At 68.8% G+C, this 13,739-nt stretch carries 11 protein-coding genes; 5 read left to right on the forward strand and 6 right to left on the reverse strand.

Features of this window, described 5'->3' with window-relative positions:
* The first annotated feature begins 225 nt into the window (after positions 1 to 225).
* The 3 genes from ABZX92_RS06710 (at position 226) to ABZX92_RS06720 (ending at position 4,827) form a co-directional block, all read left to right on the forward strand.
* Entirely contained in the window at positions 226 to 3,927 is a 3,702-nt protein-coding gene (locus tag ABZX92_RS06710) for a multifunctional oxoglutarate decarboxylase/oxoglutarate dehydrogenase thiamine pyrophosphate-binding subunit/dihydrolipoyllysine-residue succinyltransferase subunit (RefSeq protein WP_355554802.1), read from the forward strand.
* Between the two features lie 81 nt (positions 3,928 to 4,008).
* Positions 4,009 to 4,191 carry a DUF6104 family protein gene (locus ABZX92_RS06715; protein ID WP_109639288.1) on the forward strand — a complete coding sequence of 61 codons (183 nt, stop codon included), beginning with the start codon at positions 4,009 to 4,011 and terminating at the stop codon, positions 4,189 to 4,191.
* A gap of 129 nt (positions 4,192 to 4,320) precedes the next feature.
* Positions 4,321 to 4,827: an RICIN domain-containing protein gene (locus tag ABZX92_RS06720; RefSeq protein WP_355554803.1), complete on the forward strand. Its 507-nt coding sequence runs from the start codon at positions 4,321 to 4,323 to the stop codon at positions 4,825 to 4,827.
* A 63-nt stretch (positions 4,828 to 4,890) separates the two neighbouring features.
* Here the strand turns inward: ABZX92_RS06720 and ABZX92_RS06725 are convergent, their stop codons facing one another.
* A complete protein-coding gene (locus tag ABZX92_RS06725) occupies positions 4,891 to 5,883 on the reverse strand; it encodes an aldo/keto reductase (protein WP_355554805.1) in 993 nt (330 codons plus the stop codon).
* 254 nt (positions 5,884 to 6,137) lie between these two features.
* Here ABZX92_RS06725 and ABZX92_RS06730 point away from each other — a divergent pair, with 254 nt between their 5' ends.
* Positions 6,138 to 7,199 carry a S8 family peptidase gene (locus ABZX92_RS06730; protein ID WP_355554807.1) on the forward strand — a complete coding sequence of 354 codons (1,062 nt, stop codon included), beginning with the start codon at positions 6,138 to 6,140 and terminating at the stop codon, positions 7,197 to 7,199.
* A 49-nt stretch (positions 7,200 to 7,248) separates the two neighbouring features.
* On the opposite strand, the gene ABZX92_RS06735 is transcribed toward ABZX92_RS06730, so the two are convergent.
* Positions 7,249 to 8,133 (reverse strand): hypothetical protein, encoded by an 885-nt coding sequence (locus ABZX92_RS06735; RefSeq protein WP_355554809.1) that lies wholly within the window; start codon positions 8,131 to 8,133, stop codon positions 7,249 to 7,251.
* Between the two features lie 159 nt (positions 8,134 to 8,292).
* Here ABZX92_RS06735 and ABZX92_RS06740 point away from each other — a divergent pair, with 159 nt between their 5' ends.
* Positions 8,293 to 9,468, forward strand: a complete 1,176-nt coding sequence (locus ABZX92_RS06740; RefSeq protein ID WP_355554811.1) for a S8 family peptidase — start codon at positions 8,293 to 8,295, stop codon at positions 9,466 to 9,468.
* 119 nt (positions 9,469 to 9,587) lie between these two features.
* Here the strand turns inward: ABZX92_RS06740 and ABZX92_RS06745 are convergent, their stop codons facing one another.
* The 4 genes from ABZX92_RS06745 to ABZX92_RS06760 all read right to left on the reverse strand — a co-directional run.
* Positions 9,588 to 10,469 carry a hypothetical protein gene (locus ABZX92_RS06745; RefSeq protein ID WP_355554813.1) on the reverse strand — a complete coding sequence of 294 codons (882 nt, stop codon included), beginning with the start codon at positions 10,467 to 10,469 and terminating at the stop codon, positions 9,588 to 9,590.
* A gap of 67 nt (positions 10,470 to 10,536) precedes the next feature.
* Positions 10,537 to 11,670: an imidazolonepropionase gene (hutI, locus tag ABZX92_RS06750; protein WP_355554815.1), complete on the reverse strand. Its 1,134-nt coding sequence runs from the start codon at positions 11,668 to 11,670 to the stop codon at positions 10,537 to 10,539.
* Positions 11,667 to 12,947 carry a formimidoylglutamate deiminase gene (locus ABZX92_RS06755; protein WP_355554817.1) on the reverse strand — a complete coding sequence of 427 codons (1,281 nt, stop codon included), beginning with the start codon at positions 12,945 to 12,947 and terminating at the stop codon, positions 11,667 to 11,669. The genes hutI and ABZX92_RS06755 overlap by 4 nt, the downstream gene beginning before the upstream one ends.
* Positions 12,941 to 13,739, reverse strand: a 799-nt coding sequence (locus tag ABZX92_RS06760) for a hypothetical protein (protein ID WP_355554819.1), incomplete at its 5' end; no start/stop codon positions are given. The genes ABZX92_RS06755 and ABZX92_RS06760, both read right to left, overlap by 7 nt.

Genomic DNA, 13,739 nt, shown 5'->3' on the forward strand with positions numbered 1-13,739 from the left:
CCGTCCAACAGCTCCACCACCATTGCCCGAAAGAGAGGCGGCGTAGTGAGACGCACATCAAGAACTGCTCAACTGCGGGTGACGCCAGGCCCGTCCTGATCGATCCTGTGACTGAGCACTCCTTGCCAGGTGCCTCCAGCGTGTGAAGGCGCGGGCCAGGGGGACTAACCTGACTACCGCATGAGTCAACACCAAGAGCGAGATGGATAGAGGCGAGCGCCAGCCGTGTCCAGCAGCAGTCCTGCGTCACAATTCGGGCCGAACGAGTGGCTCGTCGAGGAGATGTACGAGCAGTTCCTCGCGGACCCGTCATCCGTAGACCCGGCATGGCATGACTTCTTTGCCGACTACAAGCGTGCGGGTGGCAACGGCACCGCCACGGCGAGCGCGGCGGGCGGCGGATCCACTGCCACCACGACCGCGACCGTGACGCCGCCGGCCGCCGACAACGGCAAGGCCGCGCCCGCCGCATCCAAGCCGGCCGCCCAGCCGGTCGCACAGCCGAAGCCCGCGGCCACGCTGCCGCAGACCGGCAAGGCGACGCCGCAGCAGGCCGCCAAGGCCAAGCCGGTCACGCAGAGCGCGCAGCCCGAGCAGAAGCAGCTGCGCGGTGCCGCCGCCGCGATCGCGAAGAACATGGAGCTGTCGCTCACCGTTCCGACCGCGACCAGCGTGCGCGCCGTGCCCGCCAAGCTGCTGGCCGACAACCGCATCGTCATCAACAACCACCTGAAGCGGACGCGCGGCGGGAAGGTCTCCTTCACGCACGTCATCGGCTACGCGGTGGTCCGGGCGCTGCAGGCGTACCCGAACATGAACCGGCACTACGCCGAGGAGAACGGCAAGCCGTTCGTCGTCACGCCGGAGCACGTGAACTTCGGTCTGGCGATCGACCTGCCCGGCAAGGACGGGCAGCGCACGCTGGTCGTCGCGTCGGTCAAGGGCTGCGAGAACATGACGTTCACGCAGTTCTGGCAGGCCTACGAGGACCTGATCCGCAAGGCCCGCTCCGGTTCGCTCACCGCGGACGACTTCTCCGGCACCACGATCTCGCTGACCAACCCCGGCACGATCGGCACGAACCACTCGGTGCCGCGGCTGCAGGCCGGTCAGGGCGCGATCATCGGCGTCGGCGCCATGGAGTACCCCGCGCACTTCCAGGGCACCAGCGAGCAGGCGCTCACCGACATGGGCGTCAGCAAGATCATCACGCTGACCTCCACGTACGACCACCGCATCATCCAGGGCGCGGAGTCGGGCGAGTTCCTCAAGCGCGTGCACCAGCTGCTGCTCGGTGAAGACGGCTTCTACGACGACATCTTCGCGTCGCTGCGGCTGCCCTACGAGCCGATCCGCTGGGTCGCCGACATCCCCGAGGGCGCGGTCGACAAGACGGCCCGCGTCATCGAGCTGATCGACGCGTTCCGCACCCGCGGCCACCTGATGGCCGACACGGACCCGCTGAACTACCGCCAGCGCTCCCACGCCGACCTGGACGTGCTCAGCCACGGCCTGACGCTGTGGGACCTGGACCGCGAGTTCCCGGTCGGCGGGTTCGCCGGCCAGGAGCGGATGAAGCTGCGCGACATCCTGGGCGTGCTGCGCAACTCGTACTGCCGCACGGTCGGCGTCGAGTACATGCACATCCTGGAGCCGGAAGAGCGTCGCTGGATCCAGGACCGCGTCGAGGTTCCGCACGAGAAGCCGCCGGCCACCGTGCAGAAGTACATCCTCAGCAAGCTGAACGCGGCTGAGGCGTTCGAGACGTTCCTGCAGACCAAGTACGTCGGCCAGAAGCGCTTCTCGCTGGAGGGCGGCGAGACCGTCATCCCGCTGCTCGACGCGGTGCTCGACAAGGCCGCCGAGCACGAGCTCGACGAGGTCGTCATCGGCATGCCGCACCGCGGCCGCCTGAACGTGCTCGCGAACATCGTCGGCAAGCCGATCTCGCAGATCTTCCGGGAGTTCGAGGGCAACCTCGACCCGGGCCAGGCGCACGGCTCCGGCGACGTGAAGTACCACCTCGGCGCCGAGGGCAAGTACTTCCGGATGTTCGGCGACGGCGAGACCAAGGTGTCGCTGACCGCGAACCCGTCGCACCTCGAGGCCGTCGACCCGGTGCTCGAGGGCATCGTGCGCGCCAAGCAGGACCTGCTCGACAAGGGCGGCGACTTCTTCCCCGTCCTGCCGGTCGCGATGCACGGTGACGCGGCGTTCGCGGGCCAGGGTGTCGTCGCCGAGACGCTGAACCTGGCGCTGGTGCGCGGTTACCGCACCGGTGGCACGGTCCACATCGTCGTCAACAACCAGGTCGGCTTCACCACGGCGCCGGAGCACTCGCGGTCCTCGAAGTACTCGACCGACGTCGCGAAGATGATCGGCTCGCCGGTCTTCCACGTGAACGGCGACGACCCGGAGGCCTGCTACTGGGTCGCCAAGCTGGCCGTCGAGTACCGCCAGGCGTTCCACAAGGACGTCGTGATCGACATGGTCTGCTACCGCCGCCGCGGCCACAACGAGGGCGACGACCCCTCGATGACGCAGCCGGCGATGTACGACGTGATCGACCAGAAGCGCTCGGTCCGCAAGACCTACACCGAGTCCCTGATCGGCCGCGGCGACATCACGGTCGAAGAGGCCGAGAAGGCGCTGCAGGACTTCTCCAGCCAGCTGGAGCACGTGTTCAACGAGGTCCGCGAGCTCGAGAAGCACCCGGTGACGGTCAGCCCGTCGGTGGAGGCCGAGCAGCAGATCCCGGCGAAGCTGCCCACCGGCATCTCGCGTGAGGTGCTGGAGCACATCGCCGACGCGCACGTGAACCTGCCGGAGGGCTTCACGCCGCACGCCCGCGTCAAGCCGGTGCTGGAGCGCCGCGCGAAGATGGCGCGCGAGGGCGGCATCGACTGGGCGTTCGCGGAGCTCCTCGCTCTCGGCTCGCTCTCGATGGAGGGCCGCAAGGTCCGCCTGGCTGGCCAGGACTCGCGCCGCGGCACGTTCGTGCAGCGCCACGCGACCCTGATCGACCGCAAGACCGGCGCCGAGCACACGCCGCTGCAGCACCTGTCGGACGACCAGGGCAAGTTCATGGTCTACGACTCGGTGCTGTCGGAGTTCGCGGCGGTCGGCTTCGAGTACGGCTACTCGGTCGCGAACCCGCAGGCGCTGGTGCTGTGGGAGGCGCAGTTCGGCGACTTCGTCAACGGCGCGCAGCCGATCATCGACGAGTTCATCTCGTCCGGTGAGGCCAAGTGGGGTCAGCGTTCCGACGTCGTGATCCTGCTGCCGCACGGCCACGAGGGCCAGGGCCCCGACCACACGTCGGGCCGCATCGAGCGCTGGCTGCAGCTGTGCGCCGAGGGCTCCATGACCGTCGCGGTGCCGTCGACCCCGGCGAACTACTTCCACCTGCTGCGCCGCCACGCCCTCGACGGCGTCGACCGGCCGCTGATCGTCTTCACGCCGAAGTCGATGCTGCGTCTCAAGGCAGCCGTCAGCGGCACGGACGAGTTCATCAACGACCGCTTCCACTCGGTGATGGACGACCCGACCATCAAGGACCCGAACGCGGTCACGAAGGTCCTGCTGTGCAGCGGCAAGATCTCCTACGAGCTGCACGCCGAGCGCGAGAAGCGCGGCGGCGGCGACGTGGCGATCGTGCGCGTCGAGCAGCTCTACCCGGTCCCGGCCCGCAAGCTGACCGAGACCCTGGAGCGCTACCCGAACGCGAAGGACGTCCGCTGGGTGCAGGAGGAGCCGGCGAACCAGGGTGCCTGGCCGTTCTACGGTCTGGCCCTGCCGGAGCTGCTGCCCGAGCACCTGGGCACCGTCCGCCGCGTGTCGCGCCGCCCGATGGCCGCCCCGTCGGCCGGTTCGAGCAAGGTGCACGAGGTCGAGCAGCGCGAGATCATCACCCGCGCGTTCGAGTAAACCCCGTATGACGGAATGAGCCGCCGGGCCTCTTTGGGGGTCCGGCGGCTCGTTTTCTAAGGCGTGCAAGGGAGTTCTGCCATGTACCACACCGATCGCGGCATCGAGGAGCTCGAGAAGCGGCGCGGCGAGGAGGAGGTCACCCTCGCGTGGCTCGCCGACAAGCTGCGCTCGTTCGTCGACGCCAACCCGGACTTCGAGACGGCCGTCGAGCGCCTCGCCACCTACCTGGCGCGGGACGACGAAGACGACTTCGAGGACTGACGAGTCCTCACGATTTGGCAGCTTTTGGCTATTTGCCAACGTTTTTGAGCATCCCGATGCTCAGGTGCTCCCCCTCCGGTCGTCGCGATCATCGCTGTGTTCGATCACCGCAACTCCTGAGGGGGAGTCTTGCTCAAGAAGATCATTATGGCTGCCGCGGCGTTCGCGCTCGCGGCGCTGCCGGGTGTGGCGTCCGCCGCACCGGTGGGAGCACAGGCCGTGGACGGCCCGTACGTGCTGCAGGTCGGCACCCCGCCAGGCATGGTCCTGGAGGTGCTGCGCAGCGAGGTCGGCAAGAACGGCGGCCTGCTGCGGCAGTTCACCCGTGACGGCACGGACGAGCAGAAGTGGCTGTTCTTCAGCGACGGCACCATCAGACCGGTGTTGAACACCTCGATGTGCCTCGACGCCAACCCGAACGAGAACTGGGACGGCGGCAAGGTCTGGGTCTGGGGCTGCAACGGCTCCGCGTTCCAGCGGTGGGCGCAGGCGCCGGGACTGGCCAAGACGCTCCAGAACGAGCACAGCCTGAGGTGCCTCGACGCCAACCCGAACGAGAACCGCAACGGCGGCAAGATCTGGCAGTGGCGCTGCTGGGGCGGAGAACCGCAGCAGTGGAACCGGATCCGGGTCTGATCTGATCACTGGTGTGGGCGTCACCAAGTGCGAGTCGGTGGCGCCCACACCGCGTTCAGGCCCCTACCAGGCGTAGGCCTCCGGGGCCGGCTTGGAGCCGTTGGGACCGGGCGCCGGGAACAGCTCGTCCAGCTTGGCGAGCACCTCGGCGTCCAACCGAAGCTCCGCCGCCCGCAGCGAGTTGTCGAGCTGCTCGGTCGTGCGCGGCCCGATGATCGGCGCCGTCACGCCCTCCTGGTGCAGCAGCCACGCGAGGCCGACGTTGGCCGGGTCCTCGCCCAGCTCGGCGCACAGCTTCTCGTACGCCTCAACGGAGTCGCGCACGGTCCCGAGCACGGCCTGGTGCCGGTCGGCCAGCGAGCGCGACCCGCCGCCCTCGCGCTGCTTGCGCAGCACACCGCCGAGCAGACCGCCGTGCAGCGGCGACCACGGGATGACGCCGAGGCCGTAGTGCCGTGCCGCGGGCAGCACCTCCAGCTCGGCCCAGCGGTTGATCAGGTTGTAGATGGACTGCTCGGAGACCAGGCCGAGGAAGCCTCGGGTGCGCGCCGCCTCGGCCGCCTGGGCGATGTGCCAGCCGGCGAAGTTCGACGAGCCGAAGTAGATGACCTTGCCCTGCTGGCGCAGCACGGAGAAGGCTTCCCAGATCTCGTCCCACGGCGTGTCCCGGTCGACGTGGTGCATCTGGTAGAGGTCGATGTAGTCGGTTTGCAGGCGCTTCAACGACGCGTCGCACGCGCGGCGGATGTTCAGCGCCGAGAGCTTGGTCTCGTTGGGCCAGTCACCCATGCTGCCGTAGAGCTTGGTCGCGACGACCGTCCTTTCGCGACGGTCGCCGCCCTGGGCGAACCACCGGCCGATGATCTGCTCGGTGACGCCCTCGCCGGCCTTCCAGCCGTAGACGTTGGCCGTGTCGAAGAAGTTCAGGCCGTGTTCGTGGGCGCGGTCCATGATCGCGTGGCTGTCGGCCTCGGACGTCTCGGGACCGAAGTTCATCGTGCCGAGGCACAGGCGGGAGACGGAGAGGCCGCTGCGACCGAGGTGGGTGTATTCCATGCCCTCCACCCTGCCTCGCGGCGCGGCATTGTGCCACGTGGAGCTGCTCCAGCTCGCCACAGATTTGACAGTATTCGTCACCAAATTTTCTCACCTGTCATTTCACCCACAAGTGAAGTTACGTTCCATCGCGTTCAACCTGCTTGGAGGAACCGATGAGAATCAACGTCTGCATTGCGGCGGCATTGTTCGCGACCGTTTTCTGCACACCCACCGCCCATGCGGAAAAGGATGTCATCGGTACCGGAGACGCCGTGGCCGACAGCTACATCGTCGTTCTCAAAGACGGCACCTCCCCGCAGACGTTGCTGAGCAAGTACCAGGGCACGCTGAAGCGGACCTACCGGACCGCGCTCAACGGCTTCTCCGTCCGGGACATGTCCGAGAAGCAGGCCCGACGGCTCGCGGCCGACCCGCGGGTCGCCTACGTCCAGCGCAACCTCCGGATGTCGATCCAGGACACTCAACGCGGACCGGTCTGGGGGCTGGACCGCATCGACCAACGGAATCTTCCGCTCGACGGCGGCTACACATATCCGGCCGCCGCGGCGAACAACGTGCACGCCTACGTCATCGACACCGGAATTCGCACCACCCACGTCGATTTCGAGGGACGCGCCTCGAACGGATACGACTTCATCGACGACGACCCGATCGCGGACGACTGCAACGGCCACGGCACCCACGTCGCCAGCACGCTCGCGGGCAGGAACTTCGGCGTGGCCAAGCGGGCCCAGGTCGTCGGCGTCAAGGTGCTCGGCTGCGACGGCTTCGCCGACGGGGACAGCGTCATCGCCGGCATCGACTGGGTCACCGCGAACGGCGTGCGCCCCGCGGTGGTCAACATGAGCCTCGGCGGCCAGGGCCAGAACCCCGCTCAGGACGCCGCGATCCGCCGTTCGATCGCGGCCGGGTTCACCTTCGTGGTGGCGGCGGGCAACTCCGGCCAGGACGCCTGCGGCTTCACCCCCGCCGCACTGCCCGAGGCGATCACCGTCGGCGCCACCGACCGCAACGACACGCGTGCGCAGTTCAACTGGCCCGAGTCGTCGAACTTCGGCCAGTGCCTCGACATCTGGGCGCCCGGCGGGAACATCCTGGCCGCGTCGCACAACGGCGACCGGGCCACCGAGACCAGGGGCGGCACGTCGATGGCGACCCCGCACGTGGCCGGCGCCGCGGCGCTCTACCTGAGCGCGAACCCGAACGCGTCGAACCTGCAGGTGCGCGACGCACTCGTGAACGGCGCGAGCACGCCGTTCCTGCGCGACATCCGCCTCGGGTCGCCCAACAGACTGCTGCGCACCGGGATCTAGGGGAACGGAACCCTCGATGTGCAGCCGTGGGAGTAGCGAGCGAGGGCCGCTACTCCCACTCCCACTTGATGCCGTGCACGCAACCCGCCTGAGCTTCGTGCACGACGAGGTGCGTGGAGGCAGTGGTGCCGATCCAGAGCTCGCCCGTCTCCACCTCCGGCGCGCCGGGCTCGGACCGGCTGAAACCGTGACACCGCACGGGTACGGCGTCCGGGTGGAACTCGACCTCCATCACGTAGTCCCGCTGCGACCGGACGAAGCTGCGGTCCGCCGAGACGCTGTCCGCGCCGGCGTCGGAGATGAACCTGAGGTCGACGAGCGCGGTGTCGCCCGCGCGCAGCACCCGGTCGAGAATGATCTCCGCGACCAGCAGCTTGTGCTCGGGGTCGGTGCGCACCCTGCCCACCCGGCACGACTTGTCGGCGACGATCTCGCCCGGCGAGTGGTCGGCCTCGTCCGCGGTCCTGGCGACGAGGATCCGGTCGACGCCGTCCTCGAACGCCTCGATCACCGCGCTCGTCCGCATCTCGACCTCACGCCGGTCCGGACCGATCACCGTCAGGTCCCGCACGCTGACGTACCTCGCGGGATACGGCATCAGCTTGTCCACGCGAGCGATCGCGCGGCCGAGATCGATGGCGGCCTCCTGCCAGATCCCCTCCAGCGCCGCGGCCCGCTCGACCCACCGCCCGCGCGGCCGCTTGTCGCCGAGACTGCCCGTCAACGTTCCCGGCGCCAGCTTCAAGATCTCTTCGAGCGCGGCGACGGCGGCGAGCGACTCCGGCCGTTCCGGACGGCTGCGGCCACGCCTCCAGTAGCTCAGCGTCGACAGGCTCACCTGCACGCCGCGCAGCTCCAGGTGGTGCTGGATCCGCTCCAGGCTGAGACCGCTCGCCTCGACGGCCCGCGTCAACGCCTCTGCGAATTCCGGCACGGCCGAATGCTACGGCCGGTGATCCAACCCGGCTCGCCGGCAACCGGTTCGCCACAGTTTTGACGGTATTGAGAACTGAAGTTTCGAACCTGTTATCCCTCGCACACGAAGCGTTAGTTTTGTCGTGTTCCCCAGTTCATTCCCTGCCAGGAGGAACTCATGGCACGACTACGGCGTCATGTCGCCGTCGCGGCGGCATTGGGCATCGCTTCCACGGCGATGTGGACGCCCACCGCGATCGCCGAGGAAGCGGTGCTGCCCGGTGCGGGCGCGCAGGCGGTCGAAGGCAGCTACATCGTGGTGCTCAAGGACGGCGCGCGCACCCCTGCCAGCGCGCTGGCCTCCCGCTACCAGGGCTCGGTCAAGCACACCTACAGCACCGCGCTGCACGGTTTCTCCGTCACCGGGATGTCCGAGCGCCAGGCACGGCGGCTCGCGGCGGACCCGGACGTCGAGTTCGTCGAGCGCAACACGTTCGCGACGATCCAGGAAACGCAGTCGAACCCCACCTGGGGCCTCGACCGGATCGACCAGGCGAGCCTGCCGCTCAACCAGAAGTACACCTATCCGAACACGGCCTCGAACGTCACGGCGTACGTGCTCGACACCGGAATTCGCAAGACGCACACCGAGTTCGAGGGCCGTGCTTCCGACGGTTACGACTTCATCGACAACGATGCCGTCGCACAGGACTGCCAGGGCCACGGCACGCACGTCGCCGGCACGGTCGCGGGCAAGACGTACGGCGTCGCGAAGAAGGCCAGGATCGTCGCGGTCCGCGTGCTCGACTGCAACGGCAGCGGCGCGTGGGACGGCATCATCCGCGGCATCGACTGGGTGACGCAGAACGCCAAGAAGCCCGCTGTGGTCAACATGAGCCTCGGTGGCAACGGCACGAACAGCTCGCTGGAGAACGCCGTCAAGCGGTCCATCGGCGCGGGCATCACCTACGTGCTGGCGGGCGGCAACAGCGGCCAGGACGCGTGCAACTTCACCCCGGCCCGCACGCCGGAGGCGATCACCGTCGGTGCGTCGGACCGCGCCGACAAGCGTTCGATCTGGAGCGCCGGCTCGTCGAACTACGGCCAGTGCCTCGACATCTGGGCACCCGGCAGCGACATCATCTCGGCCTCGTACAGCAACGACACCGGCACCCGCTCGATGGGCGGCACGTCGATGGCCTCCCCGCACGTCGCGGGCGCGGCCGCGCTGTACCTGAGCGCGAACCCGGGCGCGACGCCCGCCCAGGTGCGCGACGCGCTCGTGAACGCGGCCACGCCGAACAAGTTGACCGACGTCAAGACGGGTTCACCGAACCTGCTTCTCAAGGTCTAGCAAGCATGCCGCGCCGCTCCCCTGCGGCGGCGACGGCGACCCTGGCGCCTCTGATGCTCACGCCGAATGCGGCTCGGCAAGAGCATCGTCACTGGGGGCGCTCGCGGTGGGGGTGGGAACTACTCCCACTCCCACCGCACTCCATAAATCCCGGGCTTCGAGTTCCGCACGTGGATGTGCGTCGATCCGGTGTTGCCGACCCACAGCTCGTTCACGGTGGTTTCCGGTTCCTGCAACGAAGGCCGGGTGAACCGGTAGCAGCGCGTCGGCACCGCGTCCGGGTGGAAGTCGATCTGCAGCACGTAGTCGCCCACCGGCCGCAGGAACCGCCGGTCGCAGACCTCGCTGTCCGCACCGGGTTTCATCCGGACCACGTAGTCGACGAGCGCCGTCTCCCCCGCCCTGAGCATGCGGTCGAACAGGATCTCCGCGACGAGGAACCCGGTGGTCTCCTCCGACCGCACCCGCCCGAGCCGGCACGGCGGCCCCGCCTCGATCGACGCGATCCCGATGTCCGTGGCGTCGGCGAGCTGGATGGCCAGGAACCTGTCGACGCCGTCCTCCAGCGCCTCGATGACGCCCGTGCAGCGCATCTCGACCTCACGCCGGTCCTGGCCGACCACCTGCCGGTCCTTCACGCTGAGATACCTCGACGCCGCCGGTTGCTCCCGGTCGATCCGCGCCATGACCTCGCCGAGGTCGGTGGCACGCGAGTCCCACATGTCCGCGAGCGACATCGCCTGCCCGACCCACCTGCCGCGCGGCCGCTTGTCGCCCAGCCGGTCGGTGAGGAAGCCCTCGCCCAGGTCGAGCAGGTCCTCCAGCGCCGCGACGACCTTCAGAGACTCCGGGCGTTCCGGCCGGCTGCGGCCGCGTCGCCAGTAACTGAGCGTCGAGATGCTCACCTGCATGCCGCGGGCGGCCAGGTGGTGCTGGATGCGTTCGAGGCTGAGACCGCTGCTGTCGACGGCTTTCGTCAGGGCCTCCGCGAAATCCACCACGACGGCACCGTACGGCGGCGGCACCCTCCGCCAGTAGGCCCACACGGAGGGTTATGAGAGGGCTTTCTCAGCTGACCCGTTCGCCCCGGCGCCACACCGAGTGGGTCAACGGAACGCCCGGCCGGTACGCCAGATGCGTGATCGACGGCGCTTCCAGCACATGGAGGTCAGCGCGCGCACCAGGCCTGATGACGCCGACGTCGTCCCTCTTGAGAGCCTGCGCTCCTCCGGCCGTCGCCGCCCACACGGCTTCCTCGACGGTCATCCGCATCTGCAGAACGGCAGTCGTCACGCAGAACGCCATCGACGAGGTGTAGGACGAGCCCGGGTTGCAGTTGCTGGCGAGCGCGACCGTGGCGCCCGCATCGAGCAGAGCACGCGCAGGGGGCAGCGACTGGCGGGTCGAGAGATCGCAGGCCGGTAGGAGCGTGGCGACGGTTTGCGACGACGCCAGCGCGTCGATGTCCTCTTGCGACAGGTAGGTGCAGTGGTCCACAGACGCGGCGCCGAGCTCGACCGCCAGCCGCACGCCGGGACCTTCGCCGAGTTGGTTGCCGTGCACGCGCAGGCCCAGGCCCTTGGCTTTCGCTGCTTCGAGCACCGCCTTGGACTGGTCGTAGTCGAACGCGCCCTTCTCGCAGAACACGTCCGCCCAGCGCACCAGAGGCGCGACCGCGTCGAGCATCTCGCCGCGGACCAGGTCGACGTACGTGTCGGCGTCCTCGCCGGGCGGGACGAGGTGGGCGCCGAGGAACGTGACCTCGTCGGCGTGCTCGGCGGCGATGCGTGCACTTCGCACTTCGTCCGGCACGTTCAGGCCGTAGCCGGTCTTGGTCTCGATGAACGTCGTGCCCTGCTTCAGAGCCTCGGCGACGTGCTTGCGGACGACCTCCGCCAGCTCGGCGTCGGTGGCCTGCCGGGTCGCGTTGACGGTCACCGCGATGCCGCCCGCGGTGTACGGCTTGCCGGCCATGCGCGCACCGAACTCGGCGGTGCGGTCGCCCGCGAAGACCAGGTGGGTGTGGCTGTCGACCCAGCCCGGCAGCACCGCCCGTCCCTCGACGTCGACCTGCTCGTCGGCCGCCGGAGCGTTCTGCGCGTCGCCGACCCAGGCGATCCGCTCGCCGTCGACGATCAACGCGTCGCCGGTGGCCTCGGTGTTCGTGGTCAGCTCACCGATGCCGGTGATCAGCACGCTCATGCCCACAGCTCCTCGATCGCGTCCGCCAGCAGCCTGCCGACGTCTCCCAAAGTCTCGTGCACGCCACCGCTCGCGACCACCCGGCCGCCGACCACCACAGTGTCCACATCGGACGCTGTGGCGCTCAGGAACACCTGCTGCGGCAACGAACCCGCGGTGCGCGGCGTCGAGCAGCTGATCGCCACGAGGTCGCAGGGCGCGCCGGGGGCGATCCTGCCCGCCTCCGGCCAGCCCAGCGCGTCGTGCCGGGTGGCGGCCTGGAGCAGTTCCGGGAGCGAGAACCGGCCGCGCTGACCTGCGCGGAGGCGCTCGTTGTGTTCCAGGGCCCGGGTTTCCAGCAGCGGGTCGATCACGGCGTGCTGGTCGCTGCCCAGCGACAGCGGACTGCCCGCGTCGACGAGCTCGCGGGCGGGACCGATGCCGTCGGCCAGATCTGCTTCGGTGGTCGGGCAGAAGCACGCACCGGTGCCGGAGCCGCCGAGCAACGCGATGTCCTCGGGCGTCAGGTGAGTCGCGTGCACTGCCGTTGTGCGCGGGGAGAGCGCGCCTGCTTCGGCGAGGATTCCGGTCGGCGTAAGGCCGTACGCTTCGAGGCAGGCTTCGTTCTCCGCGGGCTGCTCGGATAGGTGGACGTGCAGCGGGGCGTCCGGGAAAGCCTGTGCCACAACGGGAAGTTCTTCGCGGGGAACGGCACGGACCGAGTGGATCGCGGCGCCGACGCGCATCACGTTGTCGGACTTGAGTTCCGCGACGCGATTGGCCCACGCCTCGGCCGTGCCGTCGGAGAACCGTTGCTGCACCTCGTTGAGCGGCTGGTCGATGCCGCCCGCGAGGTAGCACGTGTCCAGCAGCGTCAGGCGAACGCCCGCATCTGCCGCGGCCTCGCGCAGGCACTGGCCGAACTCGTTCGACCTGTCGTGGACGTAGTGGAACTCGCCGACGGTCGCCACGCCCGCCAGCGCCATCTCACCGTAGACCGCGCGGGCGAGCCGGTAGTACGACTGCGGGGTGAGCTTCCCGGCCAGCGCGTACATGCCCTCGCGCCACGTCCAGAACGTGCCACCGCCGTCGTGCGTGCGGCCTCTCAGCGCGCGGTGGAAGGCGTGCGAGTGGGCGTTCGCGAAGCCCGGCACGACAACGCCGTGCAGCCTTTTGACGCCCAGCGGAATCGTGTCCACTTCGGACACCGAGGTGATCACGCCGTTGTCGACGCGGACCAGCACGCGTTCGGCGAGCCCGCCGGGCAGCCAGGCGCGTTCGCACCAGAAGTTCACCACACGTCCACCTCTCGACCGCACACGTACTTCGCGGCCACCGTCGTCGTGCGCACGCCCCACTTCGGCTGCGGCACGGTGATCTTCCTGAACGTCACGCCGTCGTCCGACGTCTCCAAGTCGCCGGACCTGAGCACCACTCGCGAATGTCCCTGAGTCTCAACGCACTCGCGCCCCGCCAGCGTCGTCCTGGACGCGAGGTAGCCGCGTCCGGCCGGCGCCGCGAACCGGGCGGTGCGGTGCACGTACTTGACGCTCTTGGCCGCGGTGCGCGCCTCTACGAACAGCTCACCGTCGACCCGCCAGCCGGGCACCAGCCGCGACGTGCCGAGGGTGGGCTCGGAGATCTGGCCGTCGCGCTTCGAGTAGAGCGTGTAGACGGCACCGGGCTCGAATCGTGGCCACGAAACGAGAACGTCGTCGCCGATCCGGCGTTGTTTCAGCTCCGGCTCCCACAGCACGAGGTCCGGCACGCGCTGTGGATCGTCCTCGTTCTTGAAGAAGACCTCAGCGGACACGCCCTTGTCGCCCCACTCGGCGACGACGGAGAGCTGGCGTTCGTTCACCATCTCCGGCGGGAAGCTGTAGGTGCCCTCCGGCGTCTGCTTGACGTACTTGGGTTCCGCGCAGGCACCGAACGCGCAGGACAGACCTGCCGTGACGACAAGTCCGTACAGCTCGCCCAAGTTCCACTGCCGCACCCCGACCGCTGCCCGTGGCGCGGCCGTGCCGGTGGCGTGCATGACCCGGCCGTAGAGCGCGCCCTGTACAGGCGGCTCCACGGCCGGAGTCGTC

Source organism: Lentzea sp. NPDC006480 (assembly GCF_040611995.1).
Taxonomy (GTDB): domain Bacteria; phylum Actinomycetota; class Actinomycetes; order Mycobacteriales; family Pseudonocardiaceae; genus Lentzea.